Source organism: Shewanella sp. (assembly GCF_048265805.1).
Taxonomy (GTDB): Bacteria; Pseudomonadota; Gammaproteobacteria; order Enterobacterales; family Shewanellaceae; genus Shewanella.
The window spans coordinates 59,623-79,696 of sequence record NZ_JBLXAT010000016.1 but is presented as its reverse complement, the minus strand read 5'-3'; the positions used below and the strand labels follow the sequence as shown (position 1 = coordinate 79,696).

Genomic DNA, 20,074 nt, shown 5'->3' with positions numbered 1-20,074 from the left:
CATCAGTTGTTGGGTTGTCGGTATGTTAGTTTCTAGCATGACCATGGCCGCACCATGGGTTGATACCCAAGATGTCTATTTACGTGCCGATATTCAAACGTTGGCCGATGCCGGGGTGATTACCGTGCCGGTGAATACCTACCCTTTAATGTGGTCGGGTATCGGCGTTGATTTAGCAAAGGCTGAACCGTCAGTGCTGGCACCTAGTGTGCGCCAAGCCTTTTCACGCGTAAATTATTACTACAATCAAGCCGTTAATAATGTCGCCAACACTCGTATTAAAGCCTCTGCTGCTAGTGATCCTGCGCGCTTCCAACACTTCGGGTCTGATTATCGCGAGAAAGGGGAATTGCGTGTTTCCAATGAATATGTTGGTTCGCGTTTTTCTTACAAGTTGGCGGTAACTGGCGCCTTAGATCCGCAGGATGATAAAAGCTTACGCTTAGATGACTCTTATGTCGCTGGCGTGCTTGGCAACTGGGTCATCTCAGTTGGCACTGTGTCACAGTGGTGGGGGCCTGGTAACGATACAGGCTTGATGCGTACCACTAACGCGCGGCCAATGCCGTCGTTGTGGATCAGCCGTAACGACGCACACGGTTTTGAGACGCCATGGTTATCATGGATTGGTCCATGGACCTTGACTACTGGCGTGAGCTGGGAAAACGATGACCGTGCCATTGAAGATACGCTGCTGTGGAACTTCCGTGGTTCCGTTAAACCATTAAAACAGCTAGAAATTGGCGTATCGTGGACTACGCAACTATGCGGTGAAGGCGAGCCTTGTGGCTTAGGTACCTTTTTTGATTCCGTGAGTGGGGGGACTGAGTGTGCAGACGGTACTGTCGATTGCGACTCTTCAATGGACAGCAAGATTGGTAACCAGATGGCCGGCTTTGATCTGCGTTATGCCGACACTTGGTTTGATATCCCTGTAGGCCTATATGTTGAACGTACCTGTGAAGACTCCAGCGGCCCAAGCCCAACCGATTTAGCCGACTGTGCCATGTTGTACGGTGCGGATACCCGCTTTAACTATGATCAGCAAAACTACAAGGTGTTTGTGGAGTATTCAGATACTTTACGTGCCTGTGGTGACAATCCAAATGCGTTTAACTGCTTTTATGAACACAGCACTTATTTGAGTGGTTCTCGTTATTATCGCCGCGCCTTAGGCTCAACCTATGATAGCGACGCAAAAGTATGGGTGTTGGGGTTGATTGGGCAGTATCAAAATAGCCGTGGCTTACAAGCCTACCTGCGTTATGCGCGTTTGAATGACGATGGTGTATCTATAAATAACGGTTGGACCCCAGATATTCCTAAAGAAAAACTGCTGATGCTAGAGCTGAGCTATCGTTGGCCGATGCTCTCCGGCATGATGACCGTTGGCGGTAGCGCCAGTCGTTCCGAATATGAACTGGATGATAGTGATTCTGACGGTAGCGTATTTGCGAGTTATGAATACCGCTACTAACGAGTGAGACATCCAATAAAAATGCTGGCAGATGCCCAATGTGACTCGCTTAAGAGCGAGTCACATTTTTATCTCTAGAGCGTGATGGATATTGCTGTTTAACGCATTGAGGTGATATTTTTGGCAAAAAACTCGGCGTTAATCTTTAACTCTGTAGAGAGTTTGTATAAAAAATCGGCCTCAACAATGTTGAGACCAATTATGAAGTCTACTCAGGATCGTTCAATTACTTAAGGCTATGGCAGATGCCAGCCTTTTTTCGCCATCAACATGTTAGCGGCGCAGCACTAACCGCGACCAAAATGCCATTTCCAAACAGCAACCGACAACTACCAATAGCACTGAGCTTTGATGAGCGCCGAGCCCATAGCAAATAAGCGCAGCGACCAGTAATAGTATGGTCAGCAGTACATGATGTTGTTTGCACCATCGCCACATAGTCTCTCATCCCTCATTCGTTAGTGATGGCAATCAGCGGACAGCGCTATTTCGCGTATCCGCAGTTGCAATAACACTTACAAGCCAAATACCACCTTTTCACTGCGCAGCATGCGGGTTAGCGCCAATGCCAGCAGCAGAGTGATTGCCAGCGTGGCACCGGAGGAGATTAACAACTCCTGCATTGGCAACGCCTTGCCTTTGATGACTTCCATCAATGCCCCTTGTTGGCCTGATACTGGCAACCATTTCAGCACATCAGGGGCAATGTTATAGCTCGCACTCATTGCCAACGCCAACGGAATAAACATCACCATCGTCAGATACGATTGCGCCTCTTTAAAGGTTTTAGCCATAAACGACACAAACAATTGCAAGCTCGCAGCCAGCATGGCCACCGGTAAACCAATAACCAGTACCGTCGCCATAAAGCTCGGGGTGATGGTGATGTTAAATCCCAGTTCTGGCCAAGGCACTAGTGGATAAGCAAAGTGGCTGATCGCTAAAATTAACACTAAGCCCAACATGGCAAAGGCTGTTACTGCTAACAGTTTGGATAACACTAACTGACCAGTGGTTACGGGATGACTTAGCAACAATCCCAGCGAGTTGCGCTCGCGTTCACCAGCGCTGGTATCAATAGCTAAGTTCATACCGGAGATAAAGACTGAATACAGCATGGTAAAGATGGCGATGCCCATGATCATGCCGCCCTTAGAGTCTTGAGTGGCTTGGTCATGCAGTTCAACTTGCAGTGGTCGCAGTACGCGCGGGTCAATCCCGCGAGCCAGCAAGCGTAAACTGCCCATCTCCATCGAATAGCTTTGTAGTGCTTGCTGTAACCGCCGAATTGATTTCTGCAGTTTTTCTTCGGAGTTATCCGCGACGATAATCACTTCTGCGCTTTTACCTTGTGCCATCTGTTGGGCGTAATCATCGCTGATGACCAGTTGGATCTTGTCAGCCTGTTCGCCAGTATCATTATTAATGCCTTTTTGGCCGAGATAGCGCACTAAATCGGGGGCGGTATCGGCATTGGTGATTTTGATCGGTAAGTCATCGGGGCTAGACAACTGGTTGATTAACACCATAAACAAACCACACATGATTAATGGGGTGCCGATGGCGTAATACAGCCCCGCCAATACCGAGCGCTTATCGCGGCTAGCATCAATCAGCTCCTTTCGCAGCAAGGTGAGTGTTTTACTGATCATGCGGCAATCCCCTCATCGGTACCGATTAATTGAATAAAGGCTTCTTCCAGCGAGTCTTGCCCAGTACGTTCACACAACTCTTGCGGGCTGCCGATAGCGGCCACTTTGCCATTAGCCATCACAATCACGCGATCGCACAAGGCGGCGACTTCTTGCATCACATGGCTAGAAAACAGCACACAGTGGCCTTGCTGTTTTAGGTCTAACAGGAGATCACGCAAAACGCGGGTACTCATCACATCAAGGCCGCGCGTTGGCTCATCAAGAATAATATTGGTCGGCTGGTGGACAATTGCTTGTGCCAAAGCGGTTTTCATCCGCTGCCCCTGAGAGAAACCTTTACAGCGACGATCGGCAATGTCATCCATGCGCAACTTGCTCAGCACCGCTGCTGTTGCTTGCTTGGCGTCGTTACTGCTCATGCCTGACAGTTTGGCAAAATATTGAATATATTCGCGTGGCGTTAAGCGCTCGTATAAGCCGAAGGGATCGGGGAACAGTCCCAATTTTGCTTTGGCAGCAACCGGATGTTTAGCAACGTTGATACCGTCGATTTCGGCCACGCCTTGATCCGGTTTGAGCAAGCCGAAAATGGTGCGTAAGCAGGTGGTTTTACCGGCGCCATTGGGGCCGAGCAAACCGGTGATCATGCCGTCTTCGGCGCTAAAGCTTAAATCGTCCAACGCCTGTACTTTACCGATTTTTTTGCTGATGTTGGCTACGTTAATCATTACTTGTCCTCCGGCAATGGCTCGACACTGCTGGCATTTAGATAAAAGCTACGACGCACATCTTTTTGGAGGCATTCGCCATCAATCGCATTGGTGTCATCGGTTTCAATCAGTTTGGCAATCAGCTCGCCAGCGCACGATTGGGCGGCTACGTTATGGGTGGCATAAGGGGATACTAAGTGACGCGCTTTGCTCATCTTTTGCATCGCCATCTCGGCCCATTTGGGCGGCGTTGCAGGGTCTTTCTCGCCAGAGAGCAGTAACGTAGGAATATCACTACTAATCGGCGCCGCAAACGCCTTGCTTACTGGCGGAATATCCCAGATAGGGCAACTCGCATCGAGGGCTTTTAGCATCTCTTGCCCCATCACGCTTTGTTCGGCTTGTTGACGTAAGCTGGCGGTGAGGCGCGGCCAATCCTCACCACAGACCACCGCCGCATGCATGCCCATCGCCATATCCATTGAACCATCTTGCATCGCGAGTAAGCCAAGGATCGGTTGATAGTTCTTGCGGTAGGCTTGGTGGATGGCAAATGGCAGTAGGGAGCGCACCGCCGGAGAATAGAGTGCCAGTCGCAGCGAACCTAAAAACTTGTTGCGTGTCAGGGTCAGTAGCGCGGTTTTGCCAGTGACGGGATGATGGACTTTCTCCATCACTGGGTACTCCTCTAATGACTGCTGTATCTGCTCAAAATCTTGCCGCAATTTGGGGTAGGTTTGGCGGCAGCTCTTGTCCTGTTCACAGTCTTCAAAAACTAACTCTTGTGCTCTGGCAATAGCACTACCGATGGCGAGGACGCTCTGGCTCATGGGGACCACGCCGTCCAAGGTCACCGTTTTTAGCGCTTGCGGGTATTTACGCATGTACAGCTGAGCCATGCGCGTGCCATAAGATACGCCGTACAGATGCAGCTTTTCGTAGCCTAAATGCTGACGCACCACTTCAAAGTCATCAAGGGCTTGCTCACTGCCGTACTGAGTCACATCCGCATCCAGTGCCGCTTTGCATTCACGAGTCTCTTTGGCGCTGTCATAGGCGTCATCATTGAGTTTGATGATGTCGGTAAGGTCTTCACCCGCACAGGCGAGCTTGTTTGACTGGCCAGTACCACGTTGATCAATCAATAAAATATCGCGATGTTGCCGCGCTTTACTCAGCATACGTTCAAATGACGCGGCGCTTTCAATGGCTGATTGTCCTGGCCCGCCAGCGATACCCAAAATCGCTTCTTTCGGGGCGAGGTTTTTAATGGCGGGGATCACTACATAGTGGATTTGGATTTTGCGGCCGTTAGGCTTTTTCGGGTTTTCAGCCACCTCAACACTGCCGCACTTAAGTTGGTCAGAAAGACCTTCGGCGTAGCAACTACTGCTTTGCTCTGTCGCCTGAGCTGACATCGGTAAAGCGTGGCATAGTCCTAATCCCATTAACAGGGCTATCCAGCGAGAGTAACGCTGCGTCATGCGAATTTCCTTTTGCAATTAAAAAACCAGTGTAGTAATTTTGCACAATCGAGTGTATCAATGTATTAATACAGTGAGCAACTAAATGTTGGAACTGCTTCAGGTCAACCCCAATAGTGGTGAACCTATCTATCGCCAATTGAGCGAACAAATTATCCACCTGATCGTTGGTGGACAGTTGCCAGCACAAACCGTGCTGCCGTCAGTGCGCCAAATTGCCAATCATTTAGCGGTTAATCCTATGACAGTTTCGCGCGCAATTCAGCAACTGGTTGAACAGGGCTGGTTAGAACGTCGTCGCGGCCAGTCAACGATGGTAGCGGCAGGTCCACATCTGCAAGCATCGGCCGCGACATTATTGCAGCCGCAATTAACAGCATTATTGGCCAGTGCACAGCAGTTAGGCCTAACCGAACAACAACTTATCGAACTGATCGCCCAACAATGGCGCGATATGAGTGACAGTTAACGCTATAACCTAAAGGAATAATAGCGATGAGTACATTATTGCAATTGAACAAGGTAGTTAAACGTTACGATGACCGCCGTATACTCGATGAAGTGTCGCTAACGCTAGAAGCGGGCATGGTGGTAGGGCTACTGGGTGCCAACGGCGCTGGTAAATCCACCTTGATGCGCATTGCACTGGGGCTGATCACGCCAGAGTTGGGCGAGGTGGAAATCTTTGGCAATGTACCAGACAAGTTGTCGGTGCAGGCAAAAGCTAAGCTGGGTTATGTGCCGCAGCAACCTTTTGGCTATGAACGTTGTACAGTGGCTAATGCTCTAGAGCTGCATAGCAGTTTTTATCCTGAATGGGACAAGCAGTTAGAACAGCAATGGTTACAACGTTTTGGCTTAGATGCTGAGGAGAAAGTCGGCACATTATCGGTCGGTCAACGGCAATCGTTAGCCATCATTATGGCGATGGCCTATCGGCCACAACTGCTGTTACTTGATGAACCGGTTGCCAGCCTCGATCCGCTGGCGCGGCGCCAATTTATGACCGATTTGATTGAGCTAGCGCTACAGTCAAACTCCGCGGTGCTGTTCTCGTCGCATATCACTTCAGATTTAGAACGGGTAGCCAGCCACGTGGCGCTGCTGAAAGATGGCAAATTGCTGTTGATGCGCGAGTTAGACGAACTCAAAGAACACGTTCGTTTAGTCACTTTTGCGGCAGACAGTGTTAACGCAGATGCTTTGGATGAAAGTGCTGTACCGCAATTCCCTGAGCATATTAGCGTGCTGCATCAACGTGGCCAACGTTACTTGTTGGATGGCTATCAAGGCGAGCAGTTTGCTGGGCAAGTGGCCAGCCAAGCGTTGAATCTGGAACAACTGTATCTGGAGCTGCACGTATGAATATCTGGACGCGTTATTACTGGGGGCATCAGCGTTTTTCGTTGTTGGTCACTTTGCTGTTACCTTGGGCGGCGGCATATCTGTTCGCGGATGGCTACAGCAATCAATCAGTTAAATTATTGGGCTATATGGGACCTCTGGCATTTGGCTATATGTTAAATGCCAATTTGTTGCAGTACCGTGCGTTGGAGTGGGCCTCGTTAGTGCCTAATTTCAAACGCACTTTCATTTGGCAGCAGTTGCTCAGTATGTTTGTTTATCTATTGACACTGATGCCTGCAATGCTGTTATGGCCTTCTGCCGCACTATTTAAGGTACTGCTGTTAGGCGCTATTTGTGCGTTGTTTAGCGGTTTTTTTCAGTTGACCAAGTTGGGGGCGCTGGCAAGTTCATTCTTATTTTTGTTCATAGTCTTCAGAGGGATTGATTCGTTAGTGCCGCTGTATTTCTTGCTTTGGACTACATTGATCGCATTTGCTTTTTGGAGCGTGGCATTGTTTGGTGGCTGGTCGGCGCAAACAACTGCCTGGTTACAGCAGACGCCAGACGAAAGAGTTTCCTCATTCACCGCCATCGGCCCCCACGAGTGGTGGGCTTCCATGTCGGCACCGCTAATACGTTGGTTACACCCGCTAAGTTATCTATTTGATGACATACTCGGTTGGGTAGCTTGGTTTCTGCTGCTTCCTATCACTTGTATGGCATTGGTGCTCATGAGTTTTCAGCTGGAGGATATGCAGGCTATCGTTTATCTTGCGGCCTTCGTGGGAATACTTATTTGTTGGATACAAGCCGTGGTGAAAGATTACCGCATGGCATTAGCGCGCTTGTGGCTGCTACCTTGTTATTCTGGACGGCTGAGGTTGCGCCAAGCCTATGTTAAAGCACAATGGCGACTGCTGAGTTTGCTAGTGGTAATCATGTTGGCATTGGGTCTCTGTCAAGCGGTGATTACGCCAACACTACAGTGGGCAGAGCAACTACTGCATATTACGTTGATGATGGTCAATGCCTGTATGGCGGTACAACTGATTGGCCTTAAATATCGTCAAGACTGGCGCGGACTTGTTTGGAGTGCGGCGGTGATGCTTTATCTCGTTGGCGCGGCAGAGTTGGGCGCCTTTAGCATCGCTATGGGTATGAGTGTTGATCTAGTGATTCTGGGGTTAATCTTGCTACTTAGATATCAACAATTGCCGCAGTTTTGGCGTAATGGATTGGCGTTCGAGTGAGAGGAATCCAGAGTGTCGTCGCTATTTCTGAGCGCAGCTGTAGCGGCAAGCGGCGGGGGGGAGATGACTCCGGCTTACGCGCAACAATCTAACGGCCGTTTTTACGACGTTGCCCCATTTTGAGGAAGAGTTAACACTCTTCCTCAAGCGAAATTTCTATCCTTATCTCCTCGCTATTGTTACGCCAAAACGTTTGCAAATGGTGTCCACTTTGCGCGATGTTAGTTTCTTGCTGTGGTACGAAATTTGCTGATTTGCAGACGTCAGCATCGCGGTGGATGAATCCTCCTCTTTTTGCCGTATAACGGGGAGTTCTACTTGCTAATAGCACCATTTTGGTGCGTTGAGAATGGGGGCTGTTGACCTTTGATGTTTAATTTTTGTTCAGATTAAACGTATTATGGATGCGCTGGAATAATGCACAGCAGCGATAACCTGCACCAAGGTTGTCAAAGAGGATATACGGTTTATGGATAAGCTAATAAAAAACTATGATTCCGGTGATTTTTTCGATGAACTCATCGACCACTCAGGCTCTCCACGTCCACCTGCTAAACAACTGCTTAAATACCTTGATTCATTAACCGCCGAAGAACTGGAAAAACGCCGTCTGACCGCCGAAGCGACCGTGCAGGAGATGGGGATCAGTTTTACCGTGTACACCGAGGAGGGCAATATCGACCGTGCTTGGCCGTTCGATATTATTCCGCGCACCATTGAAGCCAAGGATTGGGCAATTACCGAAGCGGGATTAAAGCAACGACTCACCGCGCTCAACCGTTTTATTGATGACCTGTATCACGAGCAACACTGCATTAAAGACGGCATCATTCCCGAACACATCATTAAGGACTCGAAGAACTTTCGCCCGGAATGTGTCGGCGTTTCGCCTGCTTTTGGCGTGTGGGCGCATATTTGTGGCACTGACTTGGTGCGGGATCATGATGGCAAGTTCTACGTGTTGGAAGATAACTTACGGGTGCCGTCCGGCGTGTCCTACATGTTGGAAAACCGCGCCATTACCAAACGGGTGCTGCCAGAGCTGTTTGAAAACGATGATATTCAGCCCAATGCCTCCTATCCAGCGCAGTTATTTGAAACACTAACCGCGTTATCGCCACGGCAAATCACTCGGCCTGAAATTGTGGTGCTCACTCCCGGCATTTATAACTCCGCCTATTTCGAACATGCGTTTTTAGCGCAGCAGATGGGGGTCGAGTTGGTAGAAGGCAGTGATCTGTTTGTCGGAGATGATAACTGCGTTTACATGAAAACCATTTATGGCCCCGAACGGGTCGATGTGATTTATCGCCGCATTGATGACCTGTTCCTCGACCCAGAAGCTTTTAATGCTGAATCGGTGTTGGGTGTGCCTGGGTTGATGCGGGCGTGGAAAGCGGGCAACGTGGCGCTTGCCAATGCCCCAGGGGCGGGTGTCGCCGATGATAAAGTCGTGTACGCCTATGTGCCGACGTTAATCCGTTACTATCTCAACGAAGAGCCGATTCTGCCTAATGTTGAAACCTATCTGTGCGATGACCCAGAACAGCGCGAATATGTGCTCGCCAATTTGGATAAGTTAGTGGTTAAGCCTGCTAACGAATCTGGTGGATATGGCATGTTAGTGGGGCCGCATTCAACCAAGAAAGAGCAGCAAACCTTTGCTGAACTGATCAAAGCCAACCCGCGCAACTATATCGCGCAGCCGACATTGAAACTCTCTACCGCGCCAACCCTGATTGGCACGGGGGCGTTGGAACCGCGCCACCTCGACTTGCGGCCATTTATTTTACAAAGCCGCGATACCTATGTGACCACCGGTGGCCTCACTCGCGTCGCGATGAGAAAAGGCTCCTTAGTCGTCAATTCGTCACAAGGCGGTGGTAGTAAAGATACTTGGATCGTTGAGACCAAAGGAGAGTGAACATGTTATCTCGCGTAGCTGAGCGGCTGTATTGGAGCGCACGTTATTTGGAGCGGGTAGAGAACATCGCCCGTTTGGTCAGTGTTTACGATGATCTGCTGTACGACCTGCCGCGTGATATCGCGGTGTCGTGGTACAACTTGGTGGAGATTAACAGTGGCGTTGAGTTATACAACCAGCGCTACAAAGTGCGCGATGAGCACAATGTCCTCAAATTTATGCTGGCGGATGATACGAATTCCAGCTCTTTGCTGTCCTCGTTGAAAATGGTACGTGAGAACATTCGTACCACCCGTGATGTAGTGCCCGGCGAAATGTGGGAGCTGATTAATGAGCTCGATCTGTATGCGTGGCAAAATATTAAGCAGGGCATCAATCGCTCAGTACGCCACGCCTATCTCAACACCATTATCGAAGGTTGCCAAAAGATTATCGGCTTGCTGACTGGCACCATGGACCGTCACGCCGGTTGGCATTTTATTATGATGGGGCGCTTCTTGGAGCGTGCCGATATGAACACCCGTATTTTGGATGCCGCTAATTTCCAGATGCAACACTCGCAAGAGGAGGAGAGCGTCAAACTCGGTCAAGTGGTGTGGTCTAAGGTATTGAAATCCCAAAGTGCTTATTTGAGTTTTCGCCGTACCATGCGCTGCTCGATTAGCGGCGCATCGGTGGTGACCTTTATGCTCACCGATCCCTGCTTCCCGCGCTCGCAACGTTATTGCCTTGAGCAAGTTAAAGCCGCTGCAGCGACCTTACCGCGGTTTGGTATTATCGCCGCCAACGTCGACAAGCTGCTGCAGATCACCAATGGCGTGGAGCACTCCAGCGACCTTAATGAACAATTTAGTGAATACCTGAATGAAGTGCAGCTGGGGATGATTACGCTGCATCACCAGATCACCGAAAACTGGTTCCATTTCCAACAAGGGGATGCGGCATGACCATTCGGGTGGCAATTCAGCATAAAACAACCTACGAGTTTGACCGTTACATCAATGTGTCGCCGCATATCTTACGGCTGCGGCCAGCGCCCCACTCACGGACACACATCCATGGCTATTCGCTCAAAGTGACGCCAGAACAGCACGTTATCAACTGGCAGCAAGATCCGTTCGGCAACTGGATGGCGCGGTTGGTGTTTCCAGAAAAGATGAACAAGCTGGAGTTTGCGGTTGAAGTGATTGCCGATATGACGGTGATCAACCCGTTCGATTTTTTCATTGAAGAATACGCCGAAAAATTTCCGTTCCACTATGCCGACGGCTTGAAAGAGGAGCTCACCCCCTACCTAAAAACGGCGGACGATTGCCCCGAATTTACCGCCTGGCTAGCCAGTATTGAGCGTAAACCGCAGGCGATAGTGAGCTTTTTGGTCGCGCTCAATAGCCGATTATCGCAGGAGATTGCCTACGGTATTCGCTTGGAAGCTGGCGTACAAACTTGCCAAGAAACATTAACGCTAAAAAAAGGCTCCTGCCGTGATACGGCGTGGTTGCTGGTGCAGATCCTGCGGCATTTAGGTTTAGCTGCACGGTTTGCCTCTGGTTATTTAGTACAACTGGTGGCAGACGTTAAAGCACTGGATGGCCCATCGGGCACCGACCACGACTTTACTGATTTACATGCGTGGTGCGAAGTCTATCTGCCCGGCGCTGGCTGGGTCGGGTTGGATCCAACCAGCGGCCTGTTTGCTGGCGAAGGTCATATTCCATTATCTTGCACTGCTGACCCGGTGTCAGCCGCACCGATCACCGGTTACACCGACCCGTGCGAATGTGAGTTTAGCTATGAAAACGTGGTCACGCGTATTCATGAAGACCCGCGCGTTACCAAACCCTACAGTGATGAAGAGTGGCAACATATTAATGCGCTGGGGCGTGCCGTCGATGCCGAATTTATCGAACACGATGTGCGCCTCACCATGGGCGGCGAACCCACGTTTGTCTCCATTGATGACATGGACTCTGCACAGTGGAACACTGCCGCGCTCGGTGCGGATAAACTCAGGCTCGCCAAAGATCTGTTACTGCGCATGAAGCAGCAATTCGGTGGTAATGGTTTACTGCATTATGGCCAAGGCAAATGGTATCCCGGTGAAGAAGTGCCGCGTTGGGCGCTCGGGTGTTTCTGGCGTACCGACGGTGAAGCACTGTGGCATGACCCCAAATTGTTAGCGCGGGTTGACACTAACTATGGTCATACGTTGGCGCACGCACAGCAGTTTGGCGAGTTGCTAGCTGAGCAACTCGGTATCGCGGCGCGTTATCTGCAACCCGCCTACGAAGACACGCTGTACTACTTGTGGCTTGAACGACAACTGCCCGAAGCTGTTGACCCGCGCAAAGCCGATCTGAACGATGATTTAGAGCGCCGCCGCTTAGCGCAACTGCTGACCCGTGGGCTCGACAATCCCACCGGTTTTATTTTGCCGGTGGAATTCAATGGGGCGGTATGGCAAAGCAGCCTGTGGCCGATGCGCGCCGAGGTAATTACTTTGATCCCCGGCGACAGCTCGATGGGGTTCCGCTTGCCGCTCAGCTCATTGCCTGCGGTTGCGGAAGAGGAGTTCGAAGCCGAGCGTGATCCGTTTGAACCGCGTGAGCCGTTGCCCGTGTTTAACATTGACGTTGATGCGCCAGCGATTGCGGTGCAGCAACAAGCCGCAGGTCACTGCCAGCCAAAATATAAAATCGTTAAAAATGTGGTGCGCACCGCCATCTGCTTAGAAGTGCGCGATGGTCGCTTGCAGCTATTTTTGCCGCCAGTGAGTTACTTAGAAAATTATGTCGCATTGATCAACGCCATCGAAGCGGTCGCCAGTAAACTGCAACTGCCGGTGGTGATTGAAGGTTATGAACCACCGAAAGATTATCGCCTGCAAAAATTCCTGATCACACCCGACCCAGGGGTGATTGAAGTGAATATCCATCCGGCTAACAGCTGGGATGAGTTAGTGCACAACACCGAAACCTTGTATGAACAAGCCTATCTGTCACGGCTTGGCACCGAAAAATTTATGCTCGATGGTCGCCACACCGGTACGGGCGGCGGCAATCATGTCACGCTTGGTGGCGTTACGCCCGCCGACAGTCCCATGTTACGGCGGCCGGATCTGCTGCGCAGTTTGGTGACTTACTGGCAGCATCATCCCGGGCTGTCTTATCTGTTTTCTGGCATGTTTGTTGGGCCAACCAGCCAAGCGCCGCGCGTGGATGAAGGCCGTGATGAACAACTTTATGAGCTAGAGATCGCCTTTGACAATATGCCAGACGGCGAAGTGAGTACGCCGTGGTTGGTTGACCGCCTGATGCGCAATTTGCTGGTGGATATTACTGGCAACACTCATCGCGCCGAGTTTTGTATCGACAAGCTCTATGCCGCGGGCAGTGCCAGTGGTCGCCAAGGGCTGCTGGAATTTCGTGGCTTTGAGATGCCGCCACACGCGCGCATGTCATTAGTGCAGATGCTGCTACTGCGTTGTTTAGTGGCGCGGTTCTGGCACCAGCCATACAAGAAACCGCTAGTACGTTGGGGCACACAGCTGCATGACCAATTCATGATGCCGCACTACGTCTGGCAAGATATCAAAGATGTGGTGGATGATCTGCAACAGCATGGTTATCCGTTCAAGCTGGAGTGGCTCGCGCCGTTTGAAGAGTTTCGTTTTCCCCATTATGGCCGTCAGCAACTTGGTGACATTCAACTGGAGCTGCGCTGGGCAATAGAGCCTTGGCACGTGCTCGGTGAAGAGGTCACCCAAGCGGGCACGGCGCGCTTTGTTGATTCTTCAGTGGAACGGTTACAGGTTCGCTTAACCGGTATGACGGAGAGCCGCTATGTACTCACCTGTAACGGCCGGCGAGTCCCCTTGTCCGCCACCGGCACGCAGGGCGCAATGGTCGGCGCGGTGCGTTATCGCGCGTGGTCACCACCGTCGGCGTTGCATCCGACCTTGGGGGTGGATTCACCCTTAGTGTTTGATTTGGTCGATAGCTGGAACGGCATGTCGCTGGGCGGTTGCACTTACCATGTCAGCCATGCAGGCGGCCGCAATTACGCTACCTTGCCAGTGAACAGCAATGAGGCTGAAGCGCGGCGGGTCAACCGTTTCTTTGACCAAGGCTTTAGCCAAGGGCCATTGATGCCACCGCCAGAATTTAATGCACTGCGCGAGTTTTATGAAAATAAAACGCTGCCAAAACAATTAGCTCCAGCAACAGAGGAACCTACACAGGAATATCCGCATACGCTGGATCTAAGAAAAAAGTATACTAGGCTCTAATTTTCGACAGTTAGCAGTAAAACATGACATCTACCGGTTCTCTGTCTGCCGCTGTAAGTGATACTTTGCAGTCTCAGGCACCTTATGCGCAGCCGCAGGGCGCTTTTGATGAAGCGTTCGACAATGCACGCGTGGCGCGGCCTCATTGGCAACTGGTGATGGAGAATATTGCCCGTTTGGGCGATGACGCCATGCAGGATCGCTACCGTCGGGCGCAACGTATTTTGCGCGACGACGGTGCCACCTATAACCTCAATAATGATCCGCTATCGCCTGCCGTTTGGGCGTTGGATATCGTGCCGAACATCATTGAGCAAGCGGAGTGGCAACTGCTGGAGCGCGGCTTAAAGCAGCGCTCTAAATTGTTTGACGTAATCTATCAAGATCTCTACGGCGAGCAGCGCTTACTCAAAGAGGGTATTATTCCGTCTGAGATCATCTTTTCTCATCCCGGGTTTTTGCGCCAATGTCATGGGGTCAAACTGCCGAGCGTGCATCAGCTGATCTTTCATGCGGTGGACATGGTGCGCGGTCACGATGGTCACTTTATTGCCATTGGTGATCGCACCCAAGCGCCAAGCGGCACTGGGTACGCGCTGGAAAACCGCACCGTAGTATCGCGGGTGGTGCCGAGTATGTTCCGCAACGCCAATGTGATGCGGCTATCGAGCTTTTTTCACACAGTGCGGCAAACGTTGGCTAATTTAGTCGCACACAAAACCGATTCACCACGCATCGTGGTGCTGACGCCCGGCGCTTACAGCAGCACCTACTTTGAACATGCCTACCTTGCTAACTATCTAGGTTTTCCGCTGGTGCAGGGCGGTGACTTAACCGTGCGCAATGGCAAGGTGTGGATGAAATCGCTCAACGGCCTCAGCCAAGTGGATGTGATTCTGCGGCGCATGGACGATAGCTATTGTGACCAAAGCGAGCTGCGTGCCGATTCACGCTTAGGTGTGCCCGGTTTACTCGAAGTGGCGCGTAACGGTAACGTGGTGCTGGCTAATCCACTCGGCAGCGGCGTATTAGAAGCGCCAGCTTTGCTCGCCTTCCTGCCAGAAATCTGCCAATTTTTGCTGAATCAACCGCTGCAACTGCCGTCTGTGCGCACGTGGTGGTGTGGTAATCCACAAGAAAAAGCTTACGTGTTGGCTAATCTTGAGCAGTTGATCATTAAGCCAGCCTATCGTAGTTACAACAGCCGCAGTGTGTATGGTCATAGTTTGGATGCACAGGCGCGGCAGCAGTTCATCGCGCAGATTGAGCAGCAACCGCACGCCTTTGTGGCCCAAAGTTATATTCCCGGCGCCATTGCGCCAATCTGGCATCATGGTGCGATTGAAGGGCGGCCGAGCATCTTCCGCAGTTTTACCGTGGCGGAAAAAGAAGGTTATTGCGTGATGCCGGGGGGATTAACTCGCGTGGCGGAATCCACCGCCGAAGCGATTGTGACCAGCCTGTCTGGTGCGATGAGCAAAGATACCTGGGTGGTTAGCGATAAACCCGATAATAGCAGCTTGCCGATTTTAGATGCGCAGCCGCGTGACCGCGCCGAGGTCAGTAATCTGCCCAGCCGTGTCATTGAAAACCTGTTTTGGTTTGGTCGTTATGCCGAGCGGGCGGAGCTTAGCCTGCGCTTGATGCGCACCATCTTCAAACAGCTCAATGGCATTGAACCGTTCCCGCCCGAAAGCCGTGACGTGTTGCTGACTGCCATGTCGCAACTTACGGGTTGTTTGCCCGGCTTTACCGATAATCCGGAGCTGCTGGAAAACCCTAACGATGAGTTAGCCGCGCTGGTGATTGATGGTGAACGGGCGGGCAGTATCCGATATAACCTGCAAGCGATGCTAGCCTGCGGCGAGCAAGTCAAAGAGATGCTATCGGCTGATACCCGCATCATTTTGAATGAACTGCGAGATCATATTTTAGCGGTGGATGCCGCTTACCAAGATGGCTTGCCATCCGTGCCGGAAGAATCCCTCGACAGCTTAGTGACCTCACTACTGGCGTTGTCTGGTTTGACTCACGAGAGCATGTTGCGTGGCATGGATTGGATGTTCCAAGAGCTGGGCCGCCGTACTGAGCGGGCGCTGCAAACGGCGACACTGCTGAAAGCGACCTTGACGACTCACTTGCCGAGCTTGCAACAGCAACAGGTGTTGGAATCGGTACTGCTGAGCGTGGAAGCGCTGATCTCCTTCCGCCGCCGTTATCGTACTCGTGCCCGTATTGCTTACGGTTTAGACCTGTTGATGATCGATACCACCAACCCGCGTTCGCTGATTTACCAAATTGATCAACTGCGTAAGTATCTCAACGAATTACCACGCAACTACAGCCAAAGCTCGGGATTAACGCCGGAAAACCGTTTGATTATTAAGTCGCTTAACGACATTCAGCTAGCCGATTTGGAAGCATTAGCCTTGATTGATGAACAAAGTGGCACTCGTGCGGGGCTTGAACAGTTGATGACGCAGATCAGTGAGCAGCTCGATCAGTTTACCACCTTGTTGAGCGACAAATATTTTGACCACACAGCTGGGCCACAACAGCTGATCAAAGCGCAATGGAAGACTGATATATGAGATATCGCGTGCGTCACCTCACTGAATACCAATACAGCTCTGCGGTCACCTTGTGCTACAACATGACCCACCTGCTGCCGCGTAATACCGCCAAGCAGCAGATTTTGAGCCAGCGTATTCTTGTGACGCCAACGCCTATCTACCAAAGTGCTGGCGAAGATTACTTTGGCAATGAAACCTACTATTTCTCGATTCAAGAGCCACATAAGAAGTTAGCGATTGAAGTGGAATGCTTTTTTGAGATTGATGAAGCCGATCTGCCGAATCAACTACAACTGCATGACATCACCTGTGGCGAATTGCGGCAGATGTTAGCGCAAGCCACCACCGCTGAGCTGCGGATGGTCAAAGAATATATGCTGGATTCAACCCATATCCAGTGTTCTCAATTGCTGCGAGATTATGCCGCCGCCACGTTTGCGGATAATGTGCCTGTGCTGCAAGCGGCGCTGGACTTTACCCACAAAATTTTTACCGAATTTACCTTTGATGCCGCCGCTACCGATGTCACTACACCTGCGGAAACCGTACTAAAAGAGCGCCGTGGCGTGTGTCAGGACTTTGCCCACTTCGCTATTGCTTGTATTCGCTCGGTGGGGTTGCCAGCGCGCTATATCAGTGGTTATTTGGAAACGCTACCGCCAGTGGGACAAGAAAAGTTGGTCGGTGCCGATGCCTCGCACGCTTGGTTTGCTATTTTTGTGCCCGAATTGGGCTGGGTTGAGTTTGATCCAACTAACGACCTTATGCCCAATGGTCAGCACATTGTGACGGCTTGGGGACGGGATTATGCCGATGTCTCGCCGCTGCAAGGGGTAATCTTTGATGGTGGCGACACCCATTCACTGTCAGTTTCTGTTGACGTTCAACGTATCTAACTGGTCACTATTGTTTATATTTTTAGCCAGTGGCTACAGCGTTTACTTATCTAATTAACCTGTTGTTAAAATAGAGCTTTTGTTCTATTTTGCTGTGCACTTGTTCTGCATCCTCCCCATTTTCAAATTCAATTATTCGCTATATCAGTAAATTATAAACTGGTCTAACCAGATTTTACGGATGTGAGTCATCGCCGAATTGCGCTAAAAATCTTCCAGCTTGACTGTGGCATGAGTTAAAATGTCAAAAGTGAAACAGCTGTAAGCTAAAAGGTGAGTTACATTATGTCTCTTGAGCAATACCAAATTATCAGCCTGCTGGAGCAACAGGTGCGATTGCAGCCTGATAATATCGCCCTGGAAGGCTTTGAAATGGCCGCCCCATGGGATAAGGTCAGCTGGAATCAATTCAAAAATTACAGTGATCTATTGGCTGCCGCCTTTATTGATCATGGTCTTAACGTGCAAGACCGCGTAGCAATTTTGTCTAACAACTGTCCACAATGGACGATTGTCGATATTGCCGCCAACAAAGCTCGTGGCGTGTTAGTGCCTATCTATCCCACTTCAACCTTAGAACAAGCGGCGTACATCATTCGTGATGCTGGCGCCAAAGTGTTGTGTGTGTATGACGAAGCACAATATCACTTGGCCTGTAAGTTACTGCCATTGTGCCCTTCACTGCAGCAAGTGGTGGTGTTTGATAATCAGGTTGAATTGATTACTGATACGCACTTCCATCTGGATGCCTTAATCTCAGAAGAGGAAGGCCAAGAACACCCTGAATTAGTGCAACGTTTGGCTGATCGTCATCTGGATGATCTCCTCACGCTGATCTACACCTCCGGTACCACGGGTGATCCTAAAGGGGTGATGTTAGATCAACGTAACTTTGCCTCGGCCATGCGCCAACACCATCAGCGTGTGCCATTTGAGTCAGGCGATGTATCGTTGGTGTTTCTGCCGCTGAGCCATGTGTATGAACGTGGTTGGAGCTATTACGTGATGAGCCGTGGTGGCCGTAACGTGTACTTGGCGGACACCCCGCGGGTGCAAGAAGCCATTGCCGCCGTTAAACCGCATACCGTGTGTGTAGTGCCACGTTTCCTCGAGAAAGTGTACAGCGCCGTGATGGACAAGGTCAGCAAGGGTCCTGCTTCACGTCGTAAACTGTTTGCTTGGGCGATGTCGGTTGGTCAACGTCAGTTTGAAGTTGACCAAGGCCGTGCCAGAGGCAGCTTACTGCTGAAATGGCAATGGTCATTGGCTAACAAATTGGTGTACAGCAAACTGCATAACGCCTTAGGTGGCCGCATCAAGTTTATGCCATGTGGTGGCGCGGCATTGGATGCTGAAGTCGGCGCGTTTTTTGCCGCGATCAACATTCCGCTGTTGGTGGGTTACGGCATGACCGAAACTACCGCAACCGTGGCATGCTGCTCGCCAGACAACCGCGTGAAAGGCGCTAACGGCTTGCCGCTGAATGACGTGGAAGTCCGTCTCGGTAAAGATGATGAGATTTTGGTGCGTGGTGACACCGTGATGCGTGGTTACTTCAATCGTCCGTTAGAAACCGCTGAAGCGTTTGAAGCTGGTTGGTTAAAAACTGGCGATGTAGGCCGTATCGACGACAACGGTAATCTGTTTATCACCGATCGCTTGAAAGAGCTGATGAAAACCTCCAACGGCAAGTATATTGCGCCGCAACGGGTGGAAGGCAAAGTGGGTTGTTGCCCGCTGATCGAACAAGTGGCAGTGATTGCCGATGCGCGTAACTACGTAACAGCGTTGATCGTACCCGCTTTTGGTGCATTAGAAGCGTGGGCGAAGCATCAAGGCGTGCGTTATGAATCGACACTCGACTTAGTGCGTAATTCTGAAGTGCTGGCGCATTTTGAGGAACGTCTGAAACAGCTGCAACACGAACTCGCAGGCTTTGAGCAGATTAAAAAGTTCACTCTGCTGCCGGAAGCGTTTTCCATGGAATCTGGCTTGATAACGCCAACGTTGAAGTTGCGTCGTAAGCTGATTTATCGCAAATATGAGCGTGAAATCAACGCCATGTATAACTAAGCGTGTTTGCTGTTAAAAGGCTGCCCAGTGCAGCCTTTTTTGTGCGCGCTATTTACTTGCTGGTGCAACCGTCATCAGTTGTGGCGCCTGAGTATTAACATAAATATAAAATTTCTATTTTTTTAGTAAGTTACGTCAATTCTCTCCTGTCAGTGATGCCTCCCCATCTGCGCCATGCAATAACCACATTAATTGTATGTTTTTAAAGATTTTTAAGCGTTGTTAGACCATTGTTCAACTGGCGAAATCAGCAGAAGCGATCCAGTATATTCTAGTTATCTTATGTATTTGCATGTATTTCACATTTACAAGTTATTAACATTGGCGGTTATTGAATAAGCAGAAATAACCGATTATTAATGGAAGTACATAGTCGCTGTTGATCTATGTTGAGCGT

13 protein-coding genes are annotated in these 20,074 nt (G+C 50.5%); 10 read left to right on the top strand and 3 right to left on the bottom strand.

All coding sequences use genetic code 11. The features are described from left to right. Window positions 1–22 precede the first annotated feature (22 nt). A complete protein-coding gene (locus ACN0TT_RS12410) occupies window positions 23–1,477 on the top strand; it encodes a capsule assembly Wzi family protein (protein ID WP_417762500.1) in 1,455 nt (484 codons plus the stop codon). A 515-nt stretch (window positions 1,478–1,992) separates the two neighbouring features. On the opposite strand, the gene ACN0TT_RS12405 is transcribed toward ACN0TT_RS12410, so the two are convergent. Genes ACN0TT_RS12405 through ACN0TT_RS12395 form a run of 3 tightly spaced genes read right to left on the bottom strand, consistent with a single transcriptional unit; the run spans window position 1,993 to window position 5,326 of the window. Beyond that, on the bottom strand, window positions 1,993–3,126 hold the full coding sequence (locus ACN0TT_RS12405) for an ABC transporter permease (RefSeq protein ID WP_417762499.1): 1,134 nt from the start codon (window positions 3,124–3,126) through the stop codon (window positions 1,993–1,995). Next, complete coding sequence (locus tag ACN0TT_RS12400) at window positions 3,126–3,860, bottom strand: ATP-binding cassette domain-containing protein (RefSeq protein WP_417762473.1); 735 nt, start codon at window positions 3,858–3,860, stop codon at window positions 3,126–3,128. Before ACN0TT_RS12400 ends, ACN0TT_RS12405 begins: the two co-directional genes overlap by 1 nt. Then, a complete protein-coding gene (locus ACN0TT_RS12395; RefSeq protein ID WP_417762472.1) occupies window positions 3,860–5,326 on the bottom strand; it encodes an alpha/beta fold hydrolase in 1,467 nt (488 codons plus the stop codon). The genes ACN0TT_RS12400 and ACN0TT_RS12395 overlap by 1 nt, the downstream gene beginning before the upstream one ends. Window positions 5,327–5,411: 85 nt before the next feature. Between ACN0TT_RS12395 and ACN0TT_RS12390 the strand changes: the two genes are divergently transcribed. From ACN0TT_RS12390 to ACN0TT_RS12350, 9 genes are all read left to right on the top strand, one after another. After that, window positions 5,412–5,795: a GntR family transcriptional regulator gene (locus tag ACN0TT_RS12390; RefSeq protein ID WP_417762471.1), complete on the top strand. Its 384-nt coding sequence runs from the start codon at window positions 5,412–5,414 to the stop codon at window positions 5,793–5,795. Window positions 5,796–5,821: 26 nt separating this feature from the next. After that, on the top strand, window positions 5,822–6,691 hold the full coding sequence (locus ACN0TT_RS12385; protein WP_417762470.1) for an ABC transporter ATP-binding protein: 870 nt from the start codon (window positions 5,822–5,824) through the stop codon (window positions 6,689–6,691). Further along, entirely contained in the window at window positions 6,688–7,923 is a 1,236-nt protein-coding gene (locus ACN0TT_RS12380) for a hypothetical protein (protein WP_417762469.1), read from the top strand. The genes ACN0TT_RS12385 and ACN0TT_RS12380 overlap by 4 nt, the downstream gene beginning before the upstream one ends. Before the next feature lie 469 nt (window positions 7,924–8,392). After that, complete coding sequence (locus ACN0TT_RS12375; protein WP_417762468.1) at window positions 8,393–9,847, top strand: circularly permuted type 2 ATP-grasp protein; 1,455 nt, start codon at window positions 8,393–8,395, stop codon at window positions 9,845–9,847. A gap of 2 nt (window positions 9,848–9,849) precedes the next feature. Next, on the top strand, window positions 9,850–10,794 hold the full coding sequence (locus tag ACN0TT_RS12370) for an alpha-E domain-containing protein (protein ID WP_417762467.1): 945 nt from the start codon (window positions 9,850–9,852) through the stop codon (window positions 10,792–10,794). Continuing rightward, window positions 10,791–14,135 (top strand): DUF2126 domain-containing protein, encoded by a 3,345-nt coding sequence (locus ACN0TT_RS12365; RefSeq protein WP_417762466.1) that lies wholly within the window; start codon window positions 10,791–10,793, stop codon window positions 14,133–14,135. The genes ACN0TT_RS12370 and ACN0TT_RS12365 overlap by 4 nt, the downstream gene beginning before the upstream one ends. 23 nt (window positions 14,136–14,158) lie before the next feature. Continuing rightward, the gene (locus ACN0TT_RS12360) at window positions 14,159–16,726 is read left to right on the top strand and encodes a circularly permuted type 2 ATP-grasp protein (RefSeq protein WP_417762465.1); all 2,568 of its coding nucleotides are present in this window, start codon (window positions 14,159–14,161) and stop codon (window positions 16,724–16,726) included. Then, entirely contained in the window at window positions 16,723–17,604 is an 882-nt protein-coding gene (locus ACN0TT_RS12355) for a transglutaminase family protein (RefSeq protein WP_417762464.1), read from the top strand. Before ACN0TT_RS12360 ends, ACN0TT_RS12355 begins: the two co-directional genes overlap by 4 nt. 285 nt (window positions 17,605–17,889) lie before the next feature. After that, on the top strand, window positions 17,890–19,677 hold the full coding sequence (locus tag ACN0TT_RS12350; protein ID WP_417762463.1) for an AMP-dependent synthetase/ligase: 1,788 nt from the start codon (window positions 17,890–17,892) through the stop codon (window positions 19,675–19,677). Window positions 19,678–20,074 lie beyond the last annotated feature (397 nt).